We start from the raw sequence: 26,000 nt of genomic DNA, 5'->3' as shown, positions 1-26,000 counted from the left end.
TGGGCCTTAAGCTAGTGACGAATCTTGGATATGATAGGCGCGATTTGCCGGCCGCCAATGGCCCGCATTCTCACTTATTTTCCAGGTCCAGGCCATACAACTGGCAAACGCTCCTTTGAGCCGCCGGTTTCTGAGCTTTTCCAACACAGTTAGTGGAGAGATCACCTTGGTAGAGTACGTAGTTTCCCTCGACAAGCTCGGCAAAGACGACGTTGAGCACGTGGGGGGCAAGAACGCATCCCTGGGCGAGATGATCAGCAATCTTGCGGGTGCCGGTGTATCGGTGCCCGGTGGCTTCGCCACGACCGCTCAGGCATATCGTGATTTCCTCGAACTGAGCGGCCTGAACGATCAGATCCATGCCGCCCTCGACGCCCTGGACGTCGACGATGTCAATGCCTTGGCCAAGACCGGTGCCCAGATCCGCCAATGGATCATGGAAGCCGAGTTCCCGGAAAAACTGAATGCCGAAATCCGCACCGCGTTCGCCACGCTGTCCGCCGGCAACCCTGACATGGCCGTGGCCGTGCGCTCTTCCGCTACCGCCGAAGACCTGCCGGATGCTTCCTTCGCCGGCCAGCAGGAAACCTTCCTGAACATCCGTGGTGTCGAAAACGTCATTCGCGCCGCCAAAGAGGTGTTCGCTTCCCTGTTCAACGACCGCGCCATTTCCTACCGCGTGCACCAGGGCTTCGACCACAAGCTGGTCGCCCTGTCGGCTGGTGTGCAGCGCATGGTCCGCTCCGAAACCGGCACTGCCGGCGTGATGTTCACCCTCGACACCGAGTCGGGTTTCCGTGACGTGGTGTTCATCACCGGCGCCTACGGCCTGGGTGAAACCGTCGTACAAGGCGCGGTGAACCCGGATGAGTTCTACGTCCACAAAGGCACTCTGGCCGCCGGTCGCCCTGCGATCCTGCGCCGCAACCTGGGCAGCAAAGCCATCAAGATGATCTACGGCGACGAGGCCAAGGCCGGTCGTTCGGTCAAGACCGTCGACGTCGACAAGGCCGAACGCGCGCGTTTCTGCCTGACCGACGCCGAAGTCAGCGAGCTGGCCAAGCAGGCGATGATCATCGAAAAGCACTACAAGTGCCCGATGGACATCGAATGGGCCAAGGACGGTGACGACGGCAAGCTGTACATCGTGCAGGCCCGTCCGGAAACCGTGAAGAGCCGCACCCAGGCCAACGTCATGGAACGTTACCTGTTGAAAGAGACCGGCACCGTCCTGGTCGAAGGTCGTGCCATTGGCCAGCGCATCGGCGCCGGCAAGGTCCGCATCATCAAGGACGTGTCCGAGATGGACAAGGTCCAGCCAGGCGACGTACTGGTGTCCGACATGACCGACCCGGACTGGGAACCGGTCATGAAGCGCGCCAGCGCCATCGTCACCAACCGTGGCGGCCGTACCTGCCACGCGGCGATCATCGCCCGTGAGCTGGGCATCCCGGCCGTGGTCGGTTGCGGCAACGCCACCCAGCTGTTGAAAGACGGCCAGGGCGTGACCGTTTCCTGCGCTGAAGGCGACACCGGTTTCATCTTCGAAGGCGAATTGGGCTTCGACATCAAGAAGAACTCCGTGGACGCCATGCCGGACCTGCCGTTCAAGATCATGATGAACGTCGGCAACCCCGACCGCGCCTTCGACTTCGCCCAGCTGCCGAACGCCGGTGTGGGCCTGGCCCGCCTGGAATTCATCATCAACCGCATGATTGGTGTGCACCCCAAAGCGCTGTTGAACTACGACGGTCTGCCGCAGGACATCAAGGAAAGCGTCGACAAGCGCATCGCCGGTTACAACGATCCGGTCGACTTCTATGTCGACAAACTGGTCGAGGGCATCAGCACCCTGGCTGCAGCGTTCACGCCGAAAAAGGTCATCGTGCGCCTGTCGGACTTCAAGTCCAACGAATACGCCAACCTGATCGGCGGCAAGCTCTACGAGCCGGAAGAAGAAAACCCGATGCTGGGCTTCCGCGGCGCTTCGCGTTACATCAGCGAATCGTTCCGTGACTGCTTCGAACTCGAGTGCCGTGCCCTCAAGCGCGTGCGCAACGAGATGGGCCTGACCAACGTCGAAATCATGGTGCCGTTCGTCCGTACCCTGGGCGAAGCCAGCCAGGTGATCGATCTGCTGGCCGAAAACGGCCTGGCCCGTGGCGACAACGGTCTGCGCATCATCATGATGTGCGAACTGCCGTCCAACGCGATCCTGGCGGAAGAGTTCCTCGAGTTCTTCGACGGCTTCTCCATCGGCTCCAACGACCTGACCCAGCTCACCCTGGGCCTGGACCGTGACTCCGGGATCATCGCGCACCTGTTCGACGAGCGTAACCCGGCGGTGAAGAAGCTGCTGGCCAACGCCATTGCCGCCTGCAACAAGGCTGGCAAGTACATCGGCATCTGCGGCCAGGGTCCTTCGGACCACCCGGACCTGGCCAAGTGGCTGATGGAACAGGGCATCGAAAGCGTTTCGTTGAACCCCGATTCCGTTCTGGAAACCTGGTTCTTCCTGGCTGAGGGTCAGGCGCAGGCCTGATCCGGTGTGAACGGGCCGCTCTCTCTCTGTAGGAGCGAGCTCGCTCGCGATGGACGTCAACGATGACGCGCTTATCCTGGATAAACGCGTTGTCCTGGAGTCCATCGCGAGCAAGCTCGCTCCTACAAAGGGGCGGTCTGTTTTGAGATTTCAAGTAGGGCGGGCTCCTCCGGATGCCGCCCTTTTTTGTGCAAGAGATTATGCAAAGCAGCAGCAACCTGTTTCCTGTCGCCCTGATCAGTGCCGAGCGGCGCGGCGATCTGAGCGAAGATGTCTATCGGCTGAAACCCGGTAACAGCCCCGACGGCACCGTAGAGCTGGCGGTGACGCGCCTCGGCATGGCTGATGAACCGGCGTCCCGTGGCGTGCCGGTGATCCTGTTGCACGGCAGTTTTTCCAATCGACGTTTCTGGTTCTCCCCCAAGGGGCTGGGCCTGGGTGCCTATCTGACGCGCCTGGGGTTCGATGTCTGGATCGCGGAAATGCGCGGTCACGGCCTGTCCCAGCGCAACCAGAACTATCGCAAGAACCGTGTTGCCGACTACGCGCGATACGATCTGCCCGCCATTGGCGCCTTCGTGCGCGAGCAGAGCGGCCAGGTCCCGCACTGGATCGGCCATTCGCTGGGCGGCATTACCCTGGCGGCCGCGCTGGGGGGTGAATACATTGGCGAACCCGTGGTCGCTTCCGCGGCGTTTTTTGGCACGCAAGTCAGCCGCACCTACTGGCCGCTGAAGATTCCACCGGTGGAATGGAGCGGTCGTTTCATCCTCAAGCGCTTTGCCCAGCTGTCCGGTTCACGGCTCAAGCGTGGCCCGGAGGACGAGCCGATCGGCCTGGCCCTGGAAAGCATGCGCTGGTACGGTCTGTTCGGGCGCTTTGGCGACGCCGACAAGGACTGGTGGGCGGGGCTGGCCGAGGTCAGGATGCCAGTGCTGGCGGTGAGCGCCGCAGGCGATCATCAGGACCCGGCCTGGGCGTGTCGCAAGTTGTTCGATCAGTTGGGTTCCGAGCACAAGCAATTTATCAACCTGGGACGCGAGCAGGGTTTTGCCGATAATTTCGGTCATGTGGAAATGTTGGTCAGCAAGGCCGCCCAGGCTGAAGTCTGGCCCCTGGTAGCGCGCTGGTTGACCGATCAGCACAGGCCATTGCTCGGTGATCAAGCGGATTTGGCCGCGGCGATCTAAGCTGGACGCTCTATCAAGGGCATTTCGCTCTGGTCGGCATGCGGCTAAGATATGACGCATTGAGCTGTTCCGGTCATTTTCCGTGACTGAATCAGTAGTGATGTTCGTGCTTTCTTCCTCTTTACAGGAGTTTCTCGATGAACCATTACCTCACGCCTGACCTGTGCGACGCCTATCCGGAACTGGTGCAGGTGCTGGAACCGATGTTCAGCAATTTCGGTGGCCGGGATTCCTTCGGCGGCGAGATCGTGACCATCAAGTGCTTCGAAGACAACTCGCTGGTCAAGGAGCAAGCCGAGCTCAAGGGTAATGGCAAGGTGTTGGTAGTCGATGGCGGCGGCTCCCTGCGCCGCGCATTGCTGGGCGACATGATCGCCGAGAAAGCCGCAAAAAACGGCTGGGAAGGGTTGGTGATCTACGGTTGCATCCGCGATGTCGACGTCATCGCGCAAACCGACCTGGGGGTCCAGGCATTGGCCAGCCACCCGATGAAAACCGACAAGCGCGGCATTGGCGACCTGAACGTTGCCGTGACCTTCGCCGGCGTGACCTTCCATCCTGGCCACTACATCTATGCGGACAACAACGGCGTGATCGTCTCGCCCAGCCCGCTGAAGATGCCTGAGTAATTTTTTGAGCCAAGGAATGCGGATGTTCGAGGAAGAAAACGTGCAGTGGGGGCTGGTACATGCCCTGGTGCTGGACGGTAAAGGCGGTGCGCGTTCGATAGCCCGGACAGAACTCGACGAATTGCAGCTGCAGGCTCACGAAAGCCTGTGGCTGCACTGGGATCGCAGTCACCCGCAGACCCAGACCTGGCTGCGCAAGTCCAGTGGCCTGAGTGAGTTCAGCTGCGACCTCCTGCTGGAAGAAAACACCCGCCCGCGTCTTCTCGCGCTTTCGGACAGCGAACTGTTGCTGTTTTTACGCGGGGTCAACCTCAATCCGGGGGCCGAGCCTGAAGACATGGTGTCGGTGCGGATCTTCGCCTCCGCCCAGCGGGTGATTTCCCTGCGCTTGCGTCCGTTGCGCGCCACAGAAGAACTGCTGGTGCAGCTGGAGGAGGGCAAGGGGCCGAAAACCGCTTCCGAACTCATTCTCTACATGGCCCAGTACCTCACCAACAAGGTGCAGGACCTGGTCAGCTGCCTCTCGGAAGTGGTCGATGAGGAAGAAGAAAAGCTGGATTCCGACGAACGGTACACGCCCGAGCACGGCGCCGTTTTACAGATCCGTCGCCGGGCCGCTGCGTTGAAGCGCTTTCTCGCTCCGCAACGGGACATTTTTGGTCAACTGACGCGGATCAAGCTGCCCTGGTTCGTCGAGGACGACGGCGATTACTGGAACGAATTGAACAACAGCCTGACCCGCTATCTGGAAGAGCTTGAATTGACGCGGGAGCGGGTGGGGCTGGTCCTGGAGGCTGAAGACCGACGATTGAGCGTGCGCATGAACCGCACGATGTATCGCTTCGGCATCATCACCGGGATATTTTTGCCAATGAGTTTTCTGACCGGTCTTCTGGGGATCAACGTCGGAGGCATTCCATTTTCAGAAAGCCCCTATGGCTTCCTCGTCGCCTGCCTGCTGATGATCTCGGTGGCGCTTGGGCAGTGGTGGTTATTCCGACGTTTGCGCTGGGTTTGAAAATGCGCCATGTGACCCGGGCAAATTTGACCGCGTCTTTCACAGACATCACGAGAGGTGCGTATGCACGATCCGTTTGAACAGTCTTTGCGCGACATGCTCAATGCATCACCGTCCACCCGGGACGACGATGCGTGCCTGGGACGTGTCCTGAAAACCGCCAATCGCCAGGTTGGCGCCGGTGATTTGTTCAGCCTGCTGGGCCGCTGGCTGCCCGCCCTGATGATCGCCCTCAATAACGGCTCGGCCCATGTCACGCCGGTCTCCCGACTTCGTAAACCTACCGCTCGCACTGCTGATAAGGCTGATTGAATATGGAACTTGATCTCTGGACACAGAGCCTCGTCACTGCAATGACTGCGTTATGGACCAAGGTCGCGAACTTCATTCCGAACCTGTTTGGCGCACTGGTTGTGCTCCTGCTAGGGTTTGTCGTGGCCAAGCTGCTGGACACCCTGTTGTCCAAATTGCTCGCCAAACTGGGTCTGGATCGCCTGATGGGCGGTACCGGTTTGACCAAGTTGATGTCCCGCGCCGGGCTTCAAGTCCCCATCTCGACGCTGATCGGCAAAATCGTCTATTGGTTCGTTCTGCTTATTTTTCTGGTTTCTGCCGCAGAATCCCTTGGACTTGAGAGAGTTTCAGCTACGCTGGATATGCTTGCGTTGTATTTGCCGAAAGTATTCGGCGCGGCGCTGGTGCTGCTGGTGGGTGTCCTGCTGGCGCAACTGGCCAATGGCCTGGTACGCGGTGCGGCAGAAGGCGTAGGACTGGACTACGCTTCCGGACTTGGGAGAATTGCCCAGGGCCTGGTGATCATCATCAGTATCTCGGTCGCGATCAGTCAGTTGGAGGTCAAGACTGACCTGCTCAACCACGTGATCGTGATCGTATTGATAACCGTTGGTCTGGCGGTTGCGCTGGCCATGGGGCTGGGAAGCCGGGAAATTGCCGGTCAGATTCTTGCGGGAATCTATGTGCGTGAGTTGTACCAGGTTGGGCAACAAGTGCGAGTTGGAGAGGTCGAAGGGCAGATCGAAGAGATCGGCACGGTTAAAACCACATTGCTGACCGATGAGGGTGAGCTAGTCTCTCTTTCCAATCGGATCCTCCTCGAGCAGCATGTGAGTAGCCGCTAACCCGGCAAACCCTGCTAATGTATGCCGCCGTAAAATGCCGCCTGATGCTGGCTGCGGCGGACATTGACCTGACTGTCGGCACGACTTGTTTTGAATAAAGCCCAATCGCTATCCATGCGCTACGACCCCCGCGAGCTCTCTGATGAGGAGTTGGTCGCGCGCTCGCATACCGAGCTGTTTCACGTGACGCGCGCTTATGAAGAACTGATGCGGCGTTACCAACGAACATTATTTAACGTCTGTGCAAGGTATCTCGGGAACGATCGCGACGCTGATGATGTCTGTCAGGAGGTCATGTTGAAGGTGCTGTATGGCCTGAAGAACTTCGAGGGCAAATCGAAGTTCAAGACATGGCTATATAGCATCACGTACAACGAGTGCATTACGCAGTATCGAAAGGAAAGGCGAAAGCGTCGATTGATGGACGCATTGAGTCTTGACCCCCTCGAGGAAGCGTCCGAAGAAAAGGCGCCGAAACCCGAGGAGAAGGGTGGACTTGATCGTTGGTTAGTGTATGTGAACCCGATTGACCGCGAAATTTTGGTGCTACGATTTGTCGCAGAGCTGGAGTTTCAGGAGATCGCAGACATCATGCACATGGGCTTGAGCGCAACAAAAATGCGGTACAAACGCGCTCTAGATAAATTGCGTGAGAAATTTGCAGGCATTGCTGAAACTTAGTTCAGCGCAAATATCTCTTACGTGTAGGCAAGTTCTGATAGACTTGCTGCCGAGTTGTCCCCCGGTTTGCGGGACTGCTTCACAATCACCAGATGGGGATTTAACGGATGAAACTGAAAAACACCTTGGGCTTGGCCATTGGTTCTCTTATTGCCGCCACTTCGTTCGGCGCTCTGGCACAGGGCCAAGGCGCAGTTGAAATCGAAGGCTACGCAAAGAAGCAGTATTTCGATAGCGACCGTAACTTCAAGAACGACGGTATCCTGCCGGGCGGTTCGATCGGTTACTTCCTGACTGACGACGTTGAACTGCGTCTGTCCTACGACGAAGTCCACAACGCCGTTACCGATGATGGCCAGGACGTGAAGGGCTCGAACGCAGCTCTGGACGGCCTGTACCACTTCAACAACCCAGGCGACATGGTTCGTCCGTACCTCTCCGGCGGTTTCTCCCACCAGAGCATCGACCAGAACGGTTCGGGCGGTCGTAACCACTCCACCTTCGCCAACGTTGGCGGCGGTGCCAAGCTGTACTTCACCGAGAACTTCTACGCCCGTGCTGGCGTTGAAGCTCAATACAACATCGACCAGGGCAACACCGAGTGGGCTCCTAGCGTCGGTATCGGTGTGAACTTCGGTGGCGGCTCCAAACCAGCTCCTGCTCCAGTTCCAGCTCCAGAAGTTTGCTCCGACAGCGACAACGATGGCGTTTGCGACAACGTTGACAAGTGCCCGGACACCCCAGCCAACGTAACTGTTGACGCTGATGGCTGCCCAGCAGTTGCTGAAGTTGTTCGTGTTGAGCTGGACGTGAAATTCGACTTCGACAAGTCGGTAGTCAAGCCTAACAGCTACGGCGACATCAAGAACCTGGCTGACTTCATGAAGCAGTACCCATCCACCAGCACCACTGTTGAAGGTCACACTGACTCCGTCGGTCCTGACGCTTACAACCAGAAACTGTCCGAGCGTCGTGCAAACGCCGTTAAGCAGGTTCTGACCAACCAGTACGGTGTTGAATCGTCCCGCGTTCAGTCTGTTGGCTACGGCGAATCCCGCCCAGTTGCTGACAACGCTACTGACGCTGGCCGTGCTGTAAACCGTCGCGTAGAAGCGCAGGTTGAAGCTCAAGCTAAGTAATTAGCTCGCAGCTACGAGAAAAGCCCGGCTCAGGCCGGGCTTTTCTTTGTCTGCGATTTGAGGATTTGTGTGGTGTGAAAAGATCGCAGCCTGCGGCAGCTCCTACACAAACTCTGCGTTCAACCTGTAGGAGCTGCCGAAGGCAGCGATCTTTAGATTTTCCTCGCGGGCCGCGACAGCGCCGATTACCAGAATGGCCGGGCTTTTCAACTCAAAGGCGTAGGCATCTTCCTCCATGCCTGTCAGATCACTCCTGCATTCCCGCTGATGGGGCAATGAAGCGTTTTCGATCATCGCCACCGGCGTGTCCGCCGCCATCCCGCCGGCCAACAGCTGCTCGCGGATTTCGCTGAGTTTGGCCACACCCATGTAGATCACCAGGGTCGTACCGCCCTGGGCCAGTGCCTGCCAGTTCAGGCTGCTGCCGTCCTGGGTATGGGCGGTAACCAGCGTCACACCGCGCGCCACACCGCGCAGGGTCAGTGGGATATCGCATTGCGTAGCGCCTGCGAGCCCAGCTGTGATGCCATTGACCAGTTCGACCTCGACTCCGCGCTCGCGCAGCCACTGGGCTTCTTCGCCACCACGCCCGAAGATGCACGGGTCACCCCCCTTGAGTCGTACCACGCATTTGCCCTGCCGGGCGTAACGCAGCATCAGGCGATGAATGAACGCTTGCGGCGTGGAGCGGCAACCACCGCGTTTGCCCACGGCCACGATCCGTGCCTCAGGGCAGTGTTCGAGAATCGCGCCATTGACCAGGTCATCGATCAGCACCACATCCGCTTCTTTTAATGCGCGCACCGCCTTGAGGGTCAGCAGTTCAGGATCACCGGGTCCCGCGCCCACCAGCCAGACTTTTGCGTTCATAGGGTTTTTCCTCACGAAATGACGATGATCGGTTTAAAAGGCAAGACAGGCTCAGCCATGGAACACCAGGAACAGCAGCGCCAGGTTCGCCACCAGCGACAGCAGGGCCAATGTGCGCCACACCTTCAGCGGTTCGCGTTCCAGCAAAGGCCTGGGCCGTACGCTTAAGCTGTGTCGCTCCCCCTGTTCCAGCAGCCGCAACCATTCCTCTGCCGTTTCAAAGCGCTGGGCCGGGTCTGCGGCCACCGCGCGTTCCAGGCTTTGCGCCAGCCAATCCGGCAGGTCGGGGCGGTAGCGACTGGCACTGACCGGCACGCCGAACCGGGGGCGTTGAAAGGCTTCTATCTCACCGTAGGGATACTGCCCGGTGAGCAAAAAATACAAAGTCACCCCCACCGCATACAGGTCCTGTTGCGGCGTGGGTGCGTCACCGCGGAAGGCTTCCGGGGCGATATAGCTGGGGGTTCCCGGCAGGGCGCTGGGTTGATCCTCAGACAGGCCGGGGCAGTAGGCGAGGCCGAAATCCAGCAGGCGCAGCTCGCCGTCGTCCCCAGACAGCAGGTTCTGCGGCTTGATATCGCGATGCAGGATCTGCCGTCGATGCAGCAGGCCGACCGCTCGCAGCAGGCGTTCCGCCACATCCTGCCACTGCGCCAGGGGCAAGGGCCCGATCTGCTCCTGCAGTTGCGCCAGGGTCGAGCCCGGATACTCACGCATCACGTAGTACAGATGCTGACGCTGGCTGGCCGCATGCACTTCAGGAAAGTGCCGCCCGGCCACGCGCTTGAGGAACCACTCTTCGGACAGCAGTGCTTGTCCGGCCTGATGATCGTCGTGCAAGCGCGCGGGCAGGGTTTTCAGCAACCAGGGTTGTTGTTGGATGTCGCGTACCCGATAAAGCAACGATTGCTGGCTCTGGCCGAGAATCCCTTCAATCTGCCAGCCTTCGAAAACCTGCCCCGGTTTCAGTGCCGGTGGCAGCGGCCATTGCTGCAGATGGATCAAGGCATCGCCGATACTCGCTTCACCCAGGGCATCGACGCGCACCAGCAAGGCGCTGGCGTTGTCCTGGCTCCCCGCCAGGTGCGCGGCGTTGACCAGGGTTTGCGCGGCGCTGTCAAGGTCCGGTTGATCGCGCAGGATCGCCGCAATGGCAGTGTCACCCAGGACCGCCCACACGCCGTCGCTGAGCAGCACGAAGCTTTCATCGGTGCGCAGCTCGCCATCGAGGAAATCCAGCACCAGGTGCTGATCCAGTCCCAGTGCGCGCTTGAGTACGTGCTGCATGCCCGGTTGGTCCCAGACGTGGTCTTCGCTGACCCGCTGCAACTGCCCGGCGTGCCAGCGATAGACTCGGCAATCGCCGACATGGGCCAGGGTAAAACGCCGGCCACGCAGGACCAGGGCGCTGACGGTGGTCAGCAGCGGTTGGCCTGCGCCGTTGGCCTGCAACCAGCGGTTTTGCGCCAGCAGCAAGCGATCCAGGGCCTGGGCAACCCCCCAGGTTTCCGGCGTGGCGTAGTAATCCAGGGCCAGGGCCTGCAAGGTCGAGCGAGCCGCCAGGCCGCCATCGGCGCACTGGCTGACGCCGTCGGCGATGGCGAACAGGAAGCCCTTGCTGGCCGCCAGCGCCGGGGCCGGCGTGACCAGGCGCAAGGCATCCTGGTTCTCTTCGCGCGGGCCGATGGCGCTGGCTTGGGCAAAACTCAGTTGCAGGCTCATCGCGCTGTCAGACCCGTGCAGCCGTCACGGCGGCCGAACCCCAGGTTGTCCTCCAGCGGCGTTTTACGCCATGCAGGCCGAACCAGGCGAGCACTCCCAGGCTGGCGAACAACCACAAGGCCATCTGGTAGCTGCCGGTGCTCTGCTTGATCGCGCCCATGCCGGCTGCCAGGGCAAAGCCACCGATGCCGCCGGCCATGCCGATCAGCCCGGTCATCACGCCGATCTCGCGACGGAAACGCTGGGGTACCAACTGGAACACCGCGCCGTTGCCTGCACCCAAGCCGAGCATGGTGCACACGAACAGGGCCAGTGCGGCATAGGAACTCGGCAAGTTGAATCCAACGGCCGCGATGCAGATGGCCGCGACGGTGTACATCGCGAGCAGGGTGCGAATGCCACCGAAGCGATCGGCCAGGGCGCCGCCCAGCGGCCGCATCAGGCTGCCGCCGAATACACAGGCTGCGGTGTAGTAACCGGCAGTGACCGGGCTCAGGCCGTATTGGTCGTTGAAGTAACCGGGCAGGGCGCTGGCCAGGCCGATGAAACCACCGAAGGTCACGCTGTAGAAAAACATGAACCACCAGCTGTCGCGGTCGCCCAAGGCCTTGAAGTAATCGGCCATGGACTTGGCTTTTGGTCGCTCAGGCGCGTTTTTCGCCAGCCAGGCGAAGACGATCAGCGTCAGGATCAATGGGATCAGCGCAAAGCCGAACACGTTGCTCCAGCCAAAGGCAGCAGCCAGCACCGGTGCTATCAGCGCCGCCAGTACGGTGCCGGAGTTACCGGCCCCGGCGATGCCCATGGCCTTGCCCTGATGTTGCGGCGGGTACCACTGCGATGCCAAAGGCAGGGCGACGGCGAAGGACGCGCCGGCCATGCCGAGGAACAGCCCCAGCAGCAAGGCTTGCTCGTAGCTGTGGATGCCCAGTTTCCAGGCGCCGAACAGCGCACAGATGACGATCACCTGGCCGATCAGGCCGGCGGTCTTGGGTGACAGGCGATCAGCCAGCATGCCCATCGCAAAGCGCAGTACCGCGCCGGCCAGAATCGGCGTGGCGACGACCATCCCGCGTTGCTGGGTGGTCAGGTGCAGGTCGCCGGCGATCTGTACGGCCAGCGGGCCGAGCAGGTACCAGACCATGAAGCTCAGGTCGAAATAGAGGAAGGCCGCGAACAGTGTCGGGGTGTGGCCGGATTTCCAGAAGCTTGAATTCATCGCGCACCTCAGCTGATAGGAGTCTCGAACGGGGGCCAAAACAAAAAAAACGCCGCCACCTGATTCGCCATGGGGCAAATGAGGTGAGCGACGTCTTTGTCGTAGGTGGGGCAACCGCCGTTGGTTACCTGTAGTGAATACCTAGCGAGATCTGTGCCAACCGAAAAGATCGCAGCCTGCGGCAGCTCCTACAATTGGAATGCCTACCCCTGTAGGAGCTGCCGAAGGCTGCGATCTTTTGCCGTTCAGCCCAACAACTCACTCATGGCAATGATCTGCTCCGCCACCTGGATCAGCTTCTGCTGGCGGCTCATCGCCTGGCGACGCATCAGGGTGTAGGCCTCTTCTTCGTTGCAGTCCTTCATCTTCATCAGCAGCCCTTTGGCCAGCTCGATGCGCTTGCGCTCGGCCAGTTGCTGGTCGCGGGCGTGCAGTTGTGCGCGCAGGGCCTGGTCGCTTTCGAAGCGTGCCATGGCCACGTCGAGAATCGGTTGCAGGCGCTGTGCGTGAATGCCTTCGACGATGTAGGCACTGACCCCGGACTTGATCGCCTGGCGCATCACATCGGGGTCGTGTTCGTCGGTAAACATCACGATCGGCCGTGGTTGGTCGCGGCTGACCAGCACCACTTGCTCCATGACATCGCGGCTCGGTGACTCGGTATCGATCAGGATCACGTCCGGGCGCACCGTTTCGACGCGTTCGGGCAGGTCGATGGTCAGCCCGGATTCGTCGATGACCTCGAAACCGGCCTCGGTGAGGGCGGCTTTCAGGCGTCCGACTTTTTTCGCGGTGTCGTTGATCAGCAGGATACGCAACATGTTCGCAGTCTCCTGTTCAGCGGCTGGCGAGAAGGGGCGAGCTGTCGCTCAAGGCGTTCAGCTTGAAGCCGCGGGCATAACCGGCCGGGTCCGAACCGTCCCAGACCTTGCCGTCGATCAACTGGCTGCTGCGCATCTCGTTGCCCGGGGCGGCGACACCGACGGCGCTGGCGGCTTCACGGTATAAGCCTAGTTGTTGCACCTGGCGGGCTACGGCGAGGTAATCGGGGTCGTCGCGCAACAGGCCCCAGCGACGAAACTGGGTCATGAACCACATGCCATCGGACAGGTACGGCAGGTTGACTTCCCCCTGCCCATGGAAGCGCAGGGCGTGCGGGTCTTGCCATTGATTGCCCAGGCCGTCGGCGTAGTCGCCCAGCAACCGCGGTTCGATGCACGCCAGCGGCGCATCGAGGTACTGCGGTGCGCTGAGTAATTGCGCGGTACTGCGGCGATTTTCGCTGCTGTCGTCGATGAAGCGGCTGGCTTCGAGAATCGCCATCACCAACGCGCGGGCAGTGTTGGGGTATTGCTCGACAAAGGCGCGTGTACAGCCGAGGACTTTTTCCGGGTGGTCGGGCCAGATGGCCTGGGACGTGGCCAGGGTAAACCCGAGGTCCTGTTTCACTGCGCTGTCGGCCCAGGGCTCGCCGACGCAAAAGCCGTCGATGCGCCCGGCCTGCAGGTGCGCGACCATTTGCGGTGGCGGCACCACCACGCTGTCGACGTCGTGCAGCGGATGAATGCCCTGGCTCGCCAGCCAGTAGTACAACCACATGGCATGGGTGCCGGTGGGAAAGGTCTGGGCGAAGGTCAGTTTTGGGCGACTTTGGTGCACGTGCCGGTCCAATGCTTCAGGACTGGTCACGCCGGCGGCCTGCAGGCCGTGGGAGAGATTGATGCTCTGGCCGTTCTGGTTCAGGCCCATGAGCACCGCCATGTCGGTGGGGGCCACGCCGCCGATGCCCAGGTGCACGGCATAGATCAAGCCGTACAGGCTGTGGGCGGCATCGAGTTCGCCGCTGACCAGTTTGTCCCGCAGGTTGGCCCAGGACGACTGGCGCTTGAGGTTCAAGGTCAGTCCATAGGGCTGGGCGAAGCCCTGGGTGGCGGCGACCACCACCGAAGCGCAGTCGCTCAGGGCCATGAAGCCGAGGTTGATTTCGCTCTTTTCCGGAGCGTCGCTGCCATTGACCCAGGCCAGGGGGCCGAATGAGGGTTCGTTCATCGATTTCGCACCTTCCAAAAAAAACGTCGTCCCGGACCCCGCAAGAGCAGGGCCGGCTGACGACGCCATTGTCCTGGCACGCATTCCGCCGTTGGCCTGCGTGCTGATGCCTGTGCTGGTGCAAGGCATATGCCATCGCCCGCTGATTTTGTCGCGCGCCTCGCTTGCGACCCCGATGCGCGGGTATAATCGCCGCCTCATTTCGCCGCCAATCGAGTCAAATCCGCCCATGTACACCCTGGCCCGTCAGCTGTTGTTCAAACTTTCCCCGGAAACCTCCCACGATCTGTCCCTGGACCTGATCGGCGCGGGCGGGCGTCTGGGGCTCAACGGTTTGCTGTGCAAGGCCCCGGCAAGATTGCCGGTGAACGTCATGGGCCTGGAGTTCCCGAACCCGGTGGGCCTGGCCGCCGGTCTCGATAAGAACGGCGCCGCCATCGACGGTTTTGCACAATTGGGTTTTGGTTTCGTCGAAATCGGCACCATTACCCCGCGTCCGCAACCGGGCAATCCGAAACCGCGGTTGTTCCGTCTGCCGGAGGCCGAGGCGATCATCAACCGCATGGGCTTCAACAACCTGGGCGTCGATCACCTGCTGGCCCGCGTGGCGGCCGCCAAATACAAGGGCGTGCTGGGCATCAATATCGGCAAGAACTTCGACACTCCGGTCGAGCGTGCGGTCGACGACTACCTGATCTGCCTGGACAAGGTCTATGCCCATGCCAGCTATGTGACGGTCAACGTCAGCTCGCCCAATACCCCGGGCCTGCGCAGCCTGCAGTTCGGTGACTCGCTCAAGCAGCTGCTGGCGGACCTCGCCACCCGTCGGGCCGAACTGGCGCTGCGCCATGGCAAACACGTGCCGCTGGCGATCAAGATCGCCCCGGACATGACCGACGAAGAAACCGCGCAGGTTGCGCAAGCGTTGATCGAAACCGGGATGGACGCGGTCATCGCCACCAACACCACCCTGAGTCGCGTGGGCGTCGAAGGCATGGAACACGGTGACGAGGCGGGCGGTCTGTCCGGCGCACCGGTGCGTGACAAGAGCACGAACACCGTGAAGGTGCTGGCTTCGGAGTTGGGTGGGCGCTTGCCGATCATTGCAGCGGGCGGTATCACCGAAGGCAAACACGCAGCGGAGAAAATCACCGCGGGTGCGAGCCTGGTGCAGATCTACTCGGGCTTCATCTACAAGGGCCCGGCGCTCATCCGCGAGTCGGTAGACGCCATCGCTGCCCTGAGATAACCCGGTCCCTGTAGGAGCTGCCGCAGGCTGCGATCTTTTGATCTTGACCTTAAAAAAGCAAGATCAAAAGATCGCAGCCTTCGGCAGCTCCTACAAGGGCATTGCGAGCAGACATAAAAAAGGGCCCCTTCTAAGGAGCCCCTGGGCCGTAGCCCGCCGTCCGGATGGGACGTGCGTGGTTAATTCGCTACAAATCAGATTGTGTGTCGGAGTGTGTGCCCTGTGTTAGCCGACGGCGTGAAGTTCGTTGAGTCTGTGGATTCCCGCAGTGCCGGTCATACCGTCCCAGTTGTCGCCGCGTCCTTCTCGCCAGCCGTTAATCCAGGCTTGGCGTACCGACGGTAGAGTAAATGGGCAAAGCTCACGGGATTTACCACCAACGCCATATTGATATCCGCGCAAAAATGCTCTTTCCAACGGATCACGCTTAAGTCTTCTCATAGGGTGTTGCCCTCACTTGTTGACTGTATGTATCGCGTTGACCTCAATCGAGGTCTGGCAGAAAAAACCTGCCGTTGGGGCTCGTTGCCGGCGTGACGAGCCAAGGTGTTGACGTCATTGCGGCGCCAACCTGTGTTGAGTTCTAACCAATGCGTCACATCGAGGGAATGATCGTTTTGTCATAAGGACGTAACCGTTAATGTGCTATGGCACTAAGTAACATGATGTTTGTGGCGTCTTTATTGATCAAACCCCGGTATGATCGGCCCTGCGTTGGATGATCAGGTTAATCCTTTGCTGAGAATGCCTCCCGTTGCCGGGACGGACTATTCGACGAAGGGTCGACTTATGTCATTTTGTTGCATCAACCTTTTTATCTGTCCTTGCATCTAAGCTCATTTAACCCGGGCAGCAAGGGTGGAATGGCACACCCTCGTGCCACGCGGGCGCTCTTCGAGAAAAGCGCCTGATTGAAAACCGGGCCGGCAATGCGTTGCCGGTCCACTCAGCAAAGGCTCCGAATTCCCATGTCCGATCGTTTCGAACTCTTCCTCACTTGCCCTAAAGGCCTTGAAGGCCTGCTCATCGAGGAAGCCGTCGGGCTTGGCCTTGAGGAAGCGCGTGAGCACACTTCTGCCGTGCGTGGCATGGCCACCATGGAAACCGCTTATCGCCTGTGCCTGTGGTCGCGCCTGGCCAACCGGGTGCTGCTGGTCCTCAAGCGTTTCCCGATGAAAGACGCCGAAGACCTCTACCACGGCGTGCTGGACATCGAGTGGCAGGACCACATGCTCAATGACGGTACCCTGGCCGTCGAATTCAGCGGTCACGGCTCAGGCATCGACAACACCCACTTCGGCGCCTTGAAGGTCAAGGACGCCATCGTCGACAAACTGCGCACCCCGCAGGGCGACCGTCCATCCATCGACAAGCTCAACCCGGACCTGCGCATCCATCTGCGCCTGGATCGCGGTGAAGCGATCCTCTCGCTCGACCTTTCCGGCCACAGCCTGCACCAGCGCGGCTATCGCCTGCAGCAAGGTGCGGCACCGCTGAAGGAAAACCTCGCGGCGGCGATCCTGATCCGTTCCGGCTGGCCGCGTATTGCCGCTGAAGGCGGCGCCCTGGCTGACCCGATGTGCGGTGTCGGCACCTTCCTGGTCGAAGCGGCGATGATCGCTGCCGACATCGCACCGAACCTGCGCCGCGAGCAATGGGGTTTCACCGCCTGGCTCGGCCACGTGCCGGCACTGTGGAAAAAGCTCCATGAAGAAGCCAGTGAACGTGCGGCGGCCGGCCTGGCCAAGCCACCGTTGTGGATTCGCGGTTATGAAGCCGACCCGCGCCTGATTCAACCGGGTCGCAACAACGTCGAGCGTGCCGGCCTGAGCGAGTGGATCAAGATCTACCAGGGCGAAGTTGCGACCTTCGAGCCGCGTCCGGACCAGAACCAGAAAGGCCTGGTGATCTGCAACCCACCGTACGGCGAGCGCCTGGGCGACGAGGCGAGCCTGCTCTACCTCTACCAGAACCTCGGCGAACGCCTGCGTCAGGCGTGCCTGAACTGGGAAGCGGCGGTGTTCACCGGCGCCCCGGACCTGGGCAAGCGCATGGGCATCCGCAGCCACAAGCAGTATTCGTTCTGGAACGGCGCCTTGCCGTGCAAGCTGTTGCTGATCAAGGTATTGCCGGATCAATTCGTCACCGGCGAACGTCGTACCCCGGAACAGCGTCAGGCTGAGCGTGAGCAGGCGGCCTACGACCAGGCGCCGAGCGAGCCGCAAGAGCGCCAGTACAACAAGAACGGCAACCCGATCAAACCGACGCCGGCACCGGCGCCGGTGATCGAGCAGCCGCGCCTGAGCGAAGGCGGGCAGATGTTTGCCAACCGCCTGCAGAAAAACCTCAAGGCGCTGGGCAAGTGGGTCAAGCGTGAAGGCATCGACTGCTATCGCGTCTACGATGCCGACATGCCGGAATACTCCATGGCCATCGACCTGTACCACGACTGGGTCCACGTCCAGGAATACGCCGCGCCGAAATCCATTGATCCGGAGAAGGCCTCGGCGCGCATGTTCGACGCCCTGGCGGCGATCCCGCAGGCCCTGAACGTCGACAAGAGCCGCGTGGTGGTCAAGCGCCGCGAGCGTCAGAGCGGTACCAAGCAGTACGAGCGCCAGGCCGCCCAGGGCAAGTTCGTCGAGGTCAACGAAGGCGGGGTGAAGCTGCTGGTCAACCTCACCGATTACCTCGATACCGGGTTGTTCCTCGACCACCGGCCGATGCGCATGCGCATCCAGAAAGAGGCCGCCGGCAAGCGCTTCCTCAACCTGTATTGCTACACGGCCACCGCCAGTGTCCATGCGGCCAAGGGCGGCGCGCGCAGTACCACCAGCGTCGACTTGTCGAAAACCTACCTGGACTGGGCGCGTCGCAACCTGTCGCTGAACGGTTTCTCCGACAAGAACCGCCTGGAGCAGAGTGACGTGATGGTCTGGCTGGAAGCCTGCCGTGAAGAGTACGACCTGATCTTCATCGACCCGCCGACTTTCTCCAACTCCAAGCGCATGGAAGGGATCTTCGACGTGCAGCGTGACCAGGTGCAACTGATCGACCTGGCCATGGCGCGCCTGGCACCGGGTGGAGTGCTGTATTTCTCCAACAACTTCCGCAAGTTCGAGCTCGAGCCTAACCTCAGCGAGCGCTACGCGATCGAAGAGATCACCGCCCAGACCATCGACGCGGATTTTTCCCGTAACACCAAGATCCACCGCGCCTGGAAAATCACTGCCCGTTGATGGGGTGAATGGCACTGTAGGCGCCGGCTTGGCGAAGGCGATTTCAGGATCGCCTTCGCCGACAAGCCGGCGCCTACGGTACTGGTCAAATTAGTGGCTAATAGCTATAACTCAACTCATGGCCAATGGGCTTTCCCGCACCTGGCGTTTTGAGTTGCGTCTATGTCGTTGCACGCCGTGCGCCCCAAGATCCTGGGTTTTATCAGCGAAGATGTCTCGGCCGGGCTGGTCGCGCTCATGGTCTTGCTTATCGGCGGGACTCTCACGGCATTGCTCGCCTGGTCGACGCTGAACCTGTTTCACCATCAATTGCGCCAGCGCTTCCAGTTGCTGGCCAGCGAACGCTACAGCCGTATCGAAGAACGCTTCCAGGATCAGGAACAGCGCCTCGATGGCCTGCGCCGGTTCTTTGCCAACTCCGATGCGGTCTCCCGCGCGGAATTCGACGGCTACACCCAACCTCTGCTGCACCGGACCCAGGCGTACTCGTTTGCCGAACGGATCACTCGCGACCAGCGACCAGCCTTCGAGCGCCGGGCGCGCGAGGAGGGCTTGGGCGAGTTCACGCTGCGCGAACTGAATGCCGACGGCCAGTTGCAAGTGGCCGGCGAGCGGGATGAGTACGTAGCGGTGTTGTATAGCCAGACACAGAGCAAACTCGGTGCGCCACTGGGCTATGACTTGCTGGCGCAGCCCTTGCGTCGCGCTGTGCTGGAACGGGCCGGGCAGCGCCGGGGCATGGCCGTGTCGCAACCGCTGCACCTGGTCAATATCGAGCCGGCTTATGCGCGAGGCGTACTCTTGGTTGCCCCGGTCATGCTGCGCAGTAGCGCCGCCGACGCAACGGGCAAGCCGTTCGGTTATGTCATGGCAGTGATCAGCATGCGCCAGTTGCTGGCGGACGGTCTGCCGGAGGCGGACCGTGATTATCTCTCGGTGCGCATTCTCGACCTGTCCACCGATGAGCAGCATGAGGTGTTGTTTCAATCGCCCAATGCGCCCGCGCTCAGTGACCTGTCCGCGTCTCGCCTGTTACGTCTGGCCGACCATGATTATCAGGTCGACATCCAGCCCAGCGAGGCTTTCCTGCGGGCCAATCACTCTTCGGTGACCACGCTGATGGTGCTCGGTGGCTTGCTCAGCGTGTTGCTCAGCGCATTGCTCTATGTGCTGGTCAGTCAGCGGCAACGGGCGCTGAAAATGGTCGAGCAAAGGACCGAGGAGCTGCGCGCCCGCGAACAGGAGCTGCGCGGCACCCATGGCCAGTTACGCGGGGTGCTGGATGCCGCGACCCAGGTCGCGATCATCGCCACGGACCTGCGCGGGGTGATCAGTACCTTCAACGCCGGCGCCGAGCACATGCTCGGTTATACCGTCGCCGAAGTGGTCGGGCGCATGACCCTGGAAAACCTGCACTTGCCCCGGGAGCTCGCGGTACGTTCGGCAGAATTGAGTGCCTGTTACGGCAAGCCGGTACCGGCCTGTCATGCGATGCTGGTCGAGGGGCGCGTCGAGGGCGGCCATGAGGCGCGGGAGTGGACGCTGGTGCGTGGCGATGGCAGCCATCTGATCGTCAACATGCTGGCCACGCCGGTGTTCGATGAGCAGGGCCTGTGGGTTGGGCACCTGGCGATCTGCATCGACATCACCGAACGCAAGCGCGTGCATGAGGCCCTGGCCGCACGGGACCTGTTGTTGAAGAAACTCAGCGCCCATGTGCCTGGCGGGATCTACCAGTTCAAGATGGAGTTCGACGGGCGCTTCAGCGTGATCTACGCCAGCGACGGCATTCGCGAGATCTATGAGCTGGAGCCGGACGTGCTGCTGCTCAACGCCGAAGCGATTTTCACGCGGATTCATCCCCAGGACACCACGCGCGTGCGTGCCTCGATCCGGGACTCGGCCGAAACCCTCAGCCACTGGCGCGAGGAATACCGCGTGCAACTGCCCCAGCGCGGCCTGCGCTGGGTCCGCGGCGAGGCGACCCCGGAAGAACTGCCCGGCGGCGGCGTACTCTGGCATGGCTACATCTCGGACATTACCGACACCAAGCGGGTGGAAGAAGAACTGCGGGCGCTGTCGGTCACCGACGCCCTGACCGGCATCCACAACCGCCGCTATTTCCAGGAGCGCCTGACCACCGAGATGGCGCGGGTGGAGCGAGGAGGAGGCGATCTGTCGGTGATCATGCTCGACATCGACCACTTCAAGCGCATCAATGACCAGTACGGCCATGCCGTGGGCGATCGGGTGTTGCAGGCGGTGTGCGAACGCGTTGGCCATCGGCTGCGGCGCACCGATGTGTTCTGCCGCCTGGGCGGTGAGGAGTTCATGGTCCTGTGCCCGGACATCGGCGGCGAGCAGGCCCATCTGCTGGCGCTGGAGTTGTGGCAATGCCTGCGCAGCGCGCCGATCGATGAAGTCGGTGTGGTCACCGCCAGTTTCGGCATTGCCAGCTGGCGTGAGGGCGAGGGCGCGGATGCGTTGTTGTTGCGGGCGGATTCGGGGGTGTATGTGGCGAAGCAGGAGGGCAGGGATCGGGTGCAGGGCGAAATGAACTGATGCGGACTGTACGCAATACCTGTGGGAGCGGGCTTGCTCGCGAAAGCGGTGTGTCAGTTAACAATAATGTCGCCTGACACTCCCTATTCGCGAGCAAGCCCGCTCCCACATGGGTTCGGTGGGGATTACAACACCGAAGCGGTCTGCGCCAGTTTCGGCTGGCGATACAGGTCCAGCAGCACCTGGTCGAGCACCGACGACGCACCAAACGGTGCCTTGTCGTTGAGGATCGCCACCACCGCCCAGGTGTTGCCGTTGACGTCGCGGCTGAAGCCGGCGATTGCTCGCACGGTGTTCAGGGTGCCGGTCTTGACGTGAGCTTCACCGCGCATGGCGGTGGTCTTCAGGCGTTTGCGCATGGTGCCGTCGGTGCCGGCAATCGGCATCGAACTGATGTACTCGGCGGCGTAAGGGCTGCGCCAGGCGGCTTGCAGCATCGACGCCATTTCCCGGGCACTGACGCGTTCGGCACGGGACAGGCCGGAGCCGTTCTCCATCACCAGGTGCGGCGCGGTAATGCCTTTCTTCGCCAGCCACTGACGCACCACGCGCTGGGCGGCCTTGGCGTCGTCGGCGTCGGCATCGGTGCGGAATCTCTGGCCCAGGCTCAGGAACAGCTGCTGGGCCATGGTGTTGTTACTGTATTTGTTGATGTCGCGGATGATTTCCGCCAGATCCGGCGAGAATGCCCGCGCCAGTACCTTGGCGCCCTTCGGTGTCGGCGCCAGCATATCCTTGCCCTGGATGCTGCCGCCCAGTTCTTTCCAGATCGCGCGAACGGCGCCGGCGGTGTAGGTGGCGTGGTCCAGCAACGACAGGTAGGTCTGCGAGCTGCAGCCTTCGCCCAACTGGCCGCCGACCGTCACGGTCACGCTGCCATCGGGCTGGGGCACCGGGTTGTAGCGCACACCACCGGTGCATTGCTTGGAATTGAGCGCCTTGACCTGGTTTTCGATGCGGATGCTGGCGATCGGCGGCTCCACCGAGACCAGCACTCTGCCCGAGTCATTGCGCGCAACGAAACGCAGGGCCTTGAGGTTGACCAGCAACGCATCGGGCTTGACCAGGAACGGCTTGTTGTCGTCGTTGCCGTCGTCGTTGAATTCGGGCAGTTGCGGTTGCACGAAGAAGTTCTTGTCCAGCACCAGGTCGCCGGTGACCTGGGTCACGCCGTTGGCGCGCAGGTCGCGCATCAGCAGCCAGAGTTTTTCCATGTTCAGCTTCGGATCGCCGCCGCCCTTGAGGTAGAGGTTGCCGTTGAGGATGCCGCCGCTGAGGGTGCCATCGGTATAGAACTCGGTTTTCCACTGGTGATTGGGGCCGAGCATTTCCAGGGCCGCGTACGTAGTGACCAGCTTCATGGTCGACGCCGGGTTGACCGAGACGTCGGCGTTGAAGATGGTCGGGGTGCCGGGGCCGTTGAGTGGAATCATCACCAGCGACAGGGCGTTGTCCTGCAATTTGCTGGCCTTGAGGGCTTTTTCGACGTTGGGTGACAGGCTGGTATTGATCGGTTCAGCGGAAACGGGGAGGGCCAGGGGGAAAAGCAGGCCGGCCAGGAGCAATGGACGCAACGATTTGATCATGTACATAAAACCCTACAGCCGAGGGGGAAATAAAGACGAGGGCATGAAGATAAATTCCCTCAGTGGTCATGAAAGTGTCGGCATTATGCCCCAAGGTGCCACGGCTTGTGCCGTGCGCGGGGCCACCAATGGGCTATTTTTTACCGACGGTAGGCGTTGCGCCCCAGAGAGTCGGGCAATTGGCGGCTTAAACTGCTAAAGTGCGGCCCGTTATTACTTAAGAGGATTGTTCCAATGGCGACTAACCGCTCCCAGCGTCTGCGCAAAAAACTGTGCGTTGATGAATTTCAAGAGCTGGGTTTCGAACTGAACCTGGATTTCAAGGAAGATCTGTCCGAAGAAGCCATTGATGCCTTCCTCGAGGCGTTCCTCAAAGATGCCATGGAAGCCAACGGTCTGGGCTATGTCGGCGGTGATGACTACGGTCTGGTTTGCCTGATCAAGCGTGGCTCGGTCAGCGCTGAACAACGCGCTGCCGTTGAAGCCTGGCTCAAAGGCCGCACCGAGCTGACCAGCGTTGAAGTCAGCCCGCTGCTGGACGTCTGGTACCCGGAAAAGCCGATCAATCCGGTAGCCTGATGTTATAAAAAAACGGCGACCATTGAGTCGCCGTTTTTTTTGGGAAGATCAAAAGATCGCAGCCTTCGGCAGCTCCTACATTGGAACGCGATCCCCTGTAGGAGCTGTCGAGTGAAACGAGGCTGCGATCTTCAGCCTTTACGCCAATTCAGAATCACCAGCGTCACAACCCCCGCCACAATCCCCCAGAACGCCGAACCGATGGAAAACAGCGTCAGCCCCGATGCCGTGACCATGAAGGTGATCAGCGCCGCTTCACGTTCCTTCGCTTCGCTCATGGCGATGCTCAGGCCGTTGATGATCGAACCGAACAACGCCAGTGCGGCAATCGACAGCACCAGTTCCTTGGGCAGCGCGGCAAACAAGGCTGCCAGCGTCGCGCCGAACACGCCGGCGATGCCATAGAAAATCCCGCACCAGACCGCCGCCGTATAACGCTTGTTGCGATCCTCATGGGCATGGGGCCCGGTACAGATCGCCGCGCTGATGGCGGCCAGGTTGATCCCGTGGGAACCGAAGGGCGCCAGCAGCAGCGAGGCGATGCCGGTGGTGGTGATCAGCGGCGAAGCTGGCACGTTGTAGCCGTCGGCGCGCAGCACGGCGATGCCCGGCATGTTTTGCGAAGTCATCGCGACCACGAACAACGGGATGCCAATGCTGATGGTCGCGGCGAGGGAGAAGTGCGGTGTGGTCCAGACCGGCGTGGCCACTTCCAGATGGAACGCGCTGAAGTCCAGCAGCCCCATGAGGCCGGACAAGGCCGTGCCGATCAGCAATGCGCCCAACACGGCATAACGCGGCGACAGGCGCTTGACCACCAGGTAAGTCAAGAACATGCCCAGCACCAGCGCGGTGCGATGCTGCGCCGCGACGAAAATCTCGCTACCGATCTTGAACAGGATTCCCGCCAGCAATGCCGCCGCCAGGGACGCCGGAATCTTTTTCACCAGGCGTTCGAAACTGCCGGTCAGCCCGCAGATCGTCACCAGCAGCGCGCAGGTAATATAGGCACCGATGGCTTCGCCGTAGGTCACGCCCCCCAGGCTGGTGATCAACAAGGCAGCGCCCGGGGTGGACCAGGCAATGGTGATGGGGGTGCGGTAGCGCAAGGACAGGCCGATCGAGCACACCGCCATGCCAATGGAAATCGCCCAGATCCACGACGAAATCTGCCCGCTGGTCAGCCCGGCCGCTTGCCCGGCCTGGAACATCAGCACCAGGGAACTGGTGTAGCCGGTCATCATGGCGATGAACCCGGCGACGATGGCTGATGGAGAGGTGTCGGCCAAGGGGCGCAGTTGGGTGTGCGTGGCGTCGTTCATGACGGCGGTGTTCCTTTATACGTGTGAAGATGTCCGCTGCAACACTGAACCCCTGTGGGAGCGGGCTTGCTCGCGAATGCGGTCCGTCAGCTACATTAATGTCTGCTGATACGCCCTCTTCGCGAGCAAGCCCGCTCCCACAGGGATTGCGAACAAAGGCGGATTCTGCGAACAAGCCTAAACTCAAACGTAATGGATTGTTGCCATACAGCGGATGTGACAAACAGCCGTACAGTCGTGTTGGCACTAACCATTGTGTACAATCGCAGTGATTTTTACGCGATACTTGCCAGCGACCCACTGTGCCGTATTACAGTCACCGTCAATTCGCCGCAGTTCTTCCGACTCGAGTGCCCATGAACGAACAGTTGCAACCCCTAAAGAAACAGCCGCGAGCAGGCAAAGCCGGCCGCAGCGGAACCCAGGACGATATTGTCTACGCGCATATCTTCGAGGCCATCCTCGAACAGCGCCTGGCGCCCGGCACCAAGTTGAGCGAAGAAGCGCTGGGGGAAATTTTCGGGGTCAGCCGCACCATCATTCGCCGCGCACTGTCGCGCCTGGCCCATGAAAGCGTGGTGTTGCTGCGGCCAAATCGCGGCGCCGTGGTTGCCAGCCCGAGCGTCGAAGAGGCGCGCCAGGTGTTCATGGCCCGGCGTCTGGTGGAGCGGGCGATCACCGAGCTTGCGGTCGAGCACGCCACCGCCGAACAGATTGCCGAGTTGCGGCAGATGGTCAACGACGAGCGCGACAGCTTTTCCCGTGGCGACCGGGGCGCCGGCATCCGCCTGTCGGGCGAATTTCACCTGAAACTGGCCGAAGCGGCGAAAAACGCCCCGCTGATCAGCTTCCAGCGCAGCCTGGTGTCCCAGACTTCGCTGATTATCGCCCAGTATGAAAGCGGCAACCGTTCCCACTGCTCCTACGACGAGCACACCCAGTTGATCGACGCCATTGAAAAGCGCGACGCGGAACTGGCGGTGAACCTGATGATGCATCACATGGATCACATCGACAGCAAACTCAATCTCGATGAGGAAAGTGCGTCGGATGATTTGCATGCGGTGTTCTCGCATTTGTTGCAGACCAAGAAGCCGGGGCGGTCGCCGGCGAAAATCTGAGAGACCGCGTCGCCTGATTCGCGAGCAAGCCCGCTCCCACAGGGGATTTGTGAACGACACAGATCAAATGTGGGAGCGGGCTTGCTCGCGAAGGCGGCCGCAAAGACACAAAAAATCCCCCGGAATCTGACGATTACGGGGGAT

21 protein-coding genes are annotated in these 26,000 nt (G+C 60.9%); 13 read left to right on the top strand and 8 right to left on the bottom strand.

Features of this window, described 5'->3' with window-relative positions; genetic code table 11:
- Positions 1–166: 166 nt before the first annotated feature.
- From ppsA to DKB71_RS24625, 8 genes are all read left to right on the top strand, one after another.
- On the top strand, positions 167–2,542 hold the full coding sequence (gene ppsA, locus DKB71_RS24660) for a phosphoenolpyruvate synthase (protein WP_274073175.1): 2,376 nt from the start codon (positions 167–169) through the stop codon (positions 2,540–2,542).
- A 200-nt stretch (positions 2,543–2,742) separates the two neighbouring features.
- Positions 2,743–3,732, top strand: a complete 990-nt coding sequence (locus DKB71_RS24655) for an alpha/beta fold hydrolase (RefSeq protein WP_408598015.1) — start codon at positions 2,743–2,745, stop codon at positions 3,730–3,732.
- A 137-nt stretch (positions 3,733–3,869) separates the two neighbouring features.
- Positions 3,870–4,361: a ribonuclease E activity regulator RraA gene (gene rraA / locus DKB71_RS24650; protein WP_008061717.1), complete on the top strand. Its 492-nt coding sequence runs from the start codon at positions 3,870–3,872 to the stop codon at positions 4,359–4,361.
- A 22-nt stretch (positions 4,362–4,383) separates the two neighbouring features.
- On the top strand, positions 4,384–5,379 hold the full coding sequence (locus tag DKB71_RS24645; protein WP_408598013.1) for a zinc transporter ZntB: 996 nt from the start codon (positions 4,384–4,386) through the stop codon (positions 5,377–5,379).
- Positions 5,380–5,442: 63 nt separating this feature from the next.
- Entirely contained in the window at positions 5,443–5,691 is a 249-nt protein-coding gene (locus DKB71_RS24640) for a CrfX protein (protein WP_274073178.1), read from the top strand.
- Between the two features lie 2 nt (positions 5,692–5,693).
- Entirely contained in the window at positions 5,694–6,518 is an 825-nt protein-coding gene (locus DKB71_RS24635; RefSeq protein WP_007916401.1) for a mechanosensitive ion channel family protein, read from the top strand.
- Between the two features lie 90 nt (positions 6,519–6,608).
- Complete coding sequence (gene sigX / locus DKB71_RS24630) at positions 6,609–7,199, top strand: RNA polymerase sigma factor SigX (protein ID WP_075949123.1); 591 nt, start codon at positions 6,609–6,611, stop codon at positions 7,197–7,199.
- A 107-nt stretch (positions 7,200–7,306) separates the two neighbouring features.
- A complete protein-coding gene (locus DKB71_RS24625) occupies positions 7,307–8,338 on the top strand; it encodes an OmpA family protein (RefSeq protein ID WP_274073179.1) in 1,032 nt (343 codons plus the stop codon).
- Positions 8,339–8,440: 102 nt separating this feature from the next.
- Here the strand turns inward: DKB71_RS24625 and cobA are convergent, their stop codons facing one another.
- From cobA to DKB71_RS24600, 5 genes are all read right to left on the bottom strand, one after another.
- A complete protein-coding gene (gene cobA, locus DKB71_RS24620) occupies positions 8,441–9,208 on the bottom strand; it encodes a uroporphyrinogen-III C-methyltransferase (protein WP_274073180.1) in 768 nt (255 codons plus the stop codon).
- 51 nt (positions 9,209–9,259) lie between these two features.
- On the bottom strand, positions 9,260–10,930 hold the full coding sequence (locus DKB71_RS24615; RefSeq protein ID WP_408598009.1) for a protein kinase domain-containing protein: 1,671 nt from the start codon (positions 10,928–10,930) through the stop codon (positions 9,260–9,262).
- A 7-nt stretch (positions 10,931–10,937) separates the two neighbouring features.
- Positions 10,938–12,149 (bottom strand): NarK/NasA family nitrate transporter, encoded by a 1,212-nt coding sequence (locus DKB71_RS24610; RefSeq protein WP_274073182.1) that lies wholly within the window; start codon positions 12,147–12,149, stop codon positions 10,938–10,940.
- A 245-nt stretch (positions 12,150–12,394) separates the two neighbouring features.
- Entirely contained in the window at positions 12,395–12,970 is a 576-nt protein-coding gene (locus DKB71_RS24605) for an ANTAR domain-containing response regulator (RefSeq protein WP_008056396.1), read from the bottom strand.
- A gap of 16 nt (positions 12,971–12,986) precedes the next feature.
- A complete protein-coding gene (locus DKB71_RS24600) occupies positions 12,987–14,198 on the bottom strand; it encodes a CmpA/NrtA family ABC transporter substrate-binding protein (protein WP_408598006.1) in 1,212 nt (403 codons plus the stop codon).
- Positions 14,199–14,427: 229 nt separating this feature from the next.
- On the opposite strand from DKB71_RS24600, the gene DKB71_RS24595 reads away from it, so the two are divergent.
- Positions 14,428–15,447 (top strand): quinone-dependent dihydroorotate dehydrogenase, encoded by a 1,020-nt coding sequence (locus tag DKB71_RS24595; RefSeq protein ID WP_323607092.1) that lies wholly within the window; start codon positions 14,428–14,430, stop codon positions 15,445–15,447.
- A gap of 225 nt (positions 15,448–15,672) precedes the next feature.
- Here DKB71_RS24595 and rmf read toward each other — a convergent pair whose 3' ends face one another.
- Positions 15,673–15,888, bottom strand: a complete 216-nt coding sequence (gene rmf, locus DKB71_RS24590) for a ribosome modulation factor (protein ID WP_003223300.1) — start codon at positions 15,886–15,888, stop codon at positions 15,673–15,675.
- A gap of 527 nt (positions 15,889–16,415) precedes the next feature.
- Between rmf and rlmKL the strand changes: the two genes are divergently transcribed.
- Both rlmKL and DKB71_RS24580 read left to right on the top strand, forming a co-directional pair.
- Positions 16,416–18,686, top strand: coding sequence for a bifunctional 23S rRNA (guanine(2069)-N(7))-methyltransferase RlmK/23S rRNA (guanine(2445)-N(2))-methyltransferase RlmL (gene rlmKL, locus DKB71_RS24585; RefSeq protein WP_408598003.1), 2,271 nt, complete (start codon positions 16,416–16,418; stop codon positions 18,684–18,686).
- A gap of 162 nt (positions 18,687–18,848) precedes the next feature.
- Entirely contained in the window at positions 18,849–21,248 is a 2,400-nt protein-coding gene (locus tag DKB71_RS24580; RefSeq protein ID WP_408598001.1) for a diguanylate cyclase, read from the top strand.
- 125 nt (positions 21,249–21,373) lie between these two features.
- Here DKB71_RS24580 and dacB read toward each other — a convergent pair whose 3' ends face one another.
- The gene (dacB, locus tag DKB71_RS24575; protein WP_408597999.1) at positions 21,374–22,834 is read right to left on the bottom strand and encodes a D-alanyl-D-alanine carboxypeptidase/D-alanyl-D-alanine-endopeptidase; all 1,461 of its coding nucleotides are present in this window, start codon (positions 22,832–22,834) and stop codon (positions 21,374–21,376) included.
- 234 nt (positions 22,835–23,068) lie between these two features.
- On the opposite strand from dacB, the gene DKB71_RS24570 reads away from it, so the two are divergent.
- Positions 23,069–23,413, top strand: coding sequence for a YggL family protein (locus DKB71_RS24570; protein WP_274073188.1), 345 nt, complete (start codon positions 23,069–23,071; stop codon positions 23,411–23,413).
- A gap of 131 nt (positions 23,414–23,544) precedes the next feature.
- Here DKB71_RS24570 and DKB71_RS24565 read toward each other — a convergent pair whose 3' ends face one another.
- Complete coding sequence (locus DKB71_RS24565; protein WP_408597997.1) at positions 23,545–24,735, bottom strand: benzoate/H(+) symporter BenE family transporter; 1,191 nt, start codon at positions 24,733–24,735, stop codon at positions 23,545–23,547.
- Positions 24,736–25,091: 356 nt separating this feature from the next.
- Here DKB71_RS24565 and DKB71_RS24560 point away from each other — a divergent pair, with 356 nt between their 5' ends.
- Positions 25,092–25,856 (top strand): GntR family transcriptional regulator, encoded by a 765-nt coding sequence (locus tag DKB71_RS24560; RefSeq protein ID WP_046816196.1) that lies wholly within the window; start codon positions 25,092–25,094, stop codon positions 25,854–25,856.
- Positions 25,857–26,000: the final 144 nt, after the last annotated feature.

Origin of the sequence: Pseudomonas sp. PLMAX, assembly GCF_046042685.1 — a bacterium.
Classification (GTDB): Bacteria; Pseudomonadota; Gammaproteobacteria; order Pseudomonadales; family Pseudomonadaceae; genus Aquipseudomonas; species Aquipseudomonas putida_AE.
The sequence above is the reverse complement of the archived record's forward strand: the minus strand, read 5'-3'. Positions and strand labels throughout refer to the sequence as shown.

Excerpts from the sequence above, each read along its gene's own strand:
- DKB71_RS24615 (WP_408598009.1), bottom strand. The coding sequence starts at position 10,930 with ATGAGCCTGCAACTGAGTTTTGCCCAAGCCAGCGCCATCGGCCCGCGC.
- DKB71_RS24595 (WP_323607092.1), top strand. The coding sequence starts at position 14,428 with ATGTACACCCTGGCCCGTCAGCTGTTGTTCAAACTTTCCCCGGAAACC.
- DKB71_RS24610 (WP_274073182.1), bottom strand. The coding sequence starts at position 12,149 with ATGAATTCAAGCTTCTGGAAATCCGGCCACACCCCGACACTGTTCGCG.
- dacB (WP_408597999.1), bottom strand. The coding sequence starts at position 22,834 with ATGATCAAATCGTTGCGTCCATTGCTCCTGGCCGGCCTGCTTTTCCCC.
- rmf (WP_003223300.1), bottom strand. The coding sequence starts at position 15,888 with ATGAGAAGACTTAAGCGTGATCCGTTGGAAAGAGCATTTTTGCGCGGA.
- DKB71_RS24565 (WP_408597997.1), bottom strand. The coding sequence starts at position 24,735 with ATGAACGACGCCACGCACACCCAACTGCGCCCCTTGGCCGACACCTCT.
- DKB71_RS24600 (WP_408598006.1), bottom strand. The coding sequence starts at position 14,198 with ATGAACGAACCCTCATTCGGCCCCCTGGCCTGGGTCAATGGCAGCGAC.
- DKB71_RS24655 (WP_408598015.1), top strand. The coding sequence starts at position 2,743 with ATGCAAAGCAGCAGCAACCTGTTTCCTGTCGCCCTGATCAGTGCCGAG.
- DKB71_RS24560 (WP_046816196.1), top strand. The coding sequence starts at position 25,092 with ATGAACGAACAGTTGCAACCCCTAAAGAAACAGCCGCGAGCAGGCAAA.
- rraA (WP_008061717.1), top strand. The coding sequence starts at position 3,870 with ATGAACCATTACCTCACGCCTGACCTGTGCGACGCCTATCCGGAACTG.
- DKB71_RS24635 (WP_007916401.1), top strand. The coding sequence starts at position 5,694 with ATGGAACTTGATCTCTGGACACAGAGCCTCGTCACTGCAATGACTGCG.
- cobA (WP_274073180.1), bottom strand. The coding sequence starts at position 9,208 with ATGAACGCAAAAGTCTGGCTGGTGGGCGCGGGACCCGGTGATCCTGAA.
- rlmKL (WP_408598003.1), top strand. The coding sequence starts at position 16,416 with ATGTCCGATCGTTTCGAACTCTTCCTCACTTGCCCTAAAGGCCTTGAA.
- DKB71_RS24645 (WP_408598013.1), top strand. The coding sequence starts at position 4,384 with ATGTTCGAGGAAGAAAACGTGCAGTGGGGGCTGGTACATGCCCTGGTG.
- DKB71_RS24580 (WP_408598001.1), top strand. The coding sequence starts at position 18,849 with ATGTCGTTGCACGCCGTGCGCCCCAAGATCCTGGGTTTTATCAGCGAA.
- DKB71_RS24625 (WP_274073179.1), top strand. The coding sequence starts at position 7,307 with ATGAAACTGAAAAACACCTTGGGCTTGGCCATTGGTTCTCTTATTGCC.
- DKB71_RS24640 (WP_274073178.1), top strand. The coding sequence starts at position 5,443 with ATGCACGATCCGTTTGAACAGTCTTTGCGCGACATGCTCAATGCATCA.
- DKB71_RS24605 (WP_008056396.1), bottom strand. The coding sequence starts at position 12,970 with ATGTTGCGTATCCTGCTGATCAACGACACCGCGAAAAAAGTCGGACGC.
- DKB71_RS24570 (WP_274073188.1), top strand. The coding sequence starts at position 23,069 with ATGGCGACTAACCGCTCCCAGCGTCTGCGCAAAAAACTGTGCGTTGAT.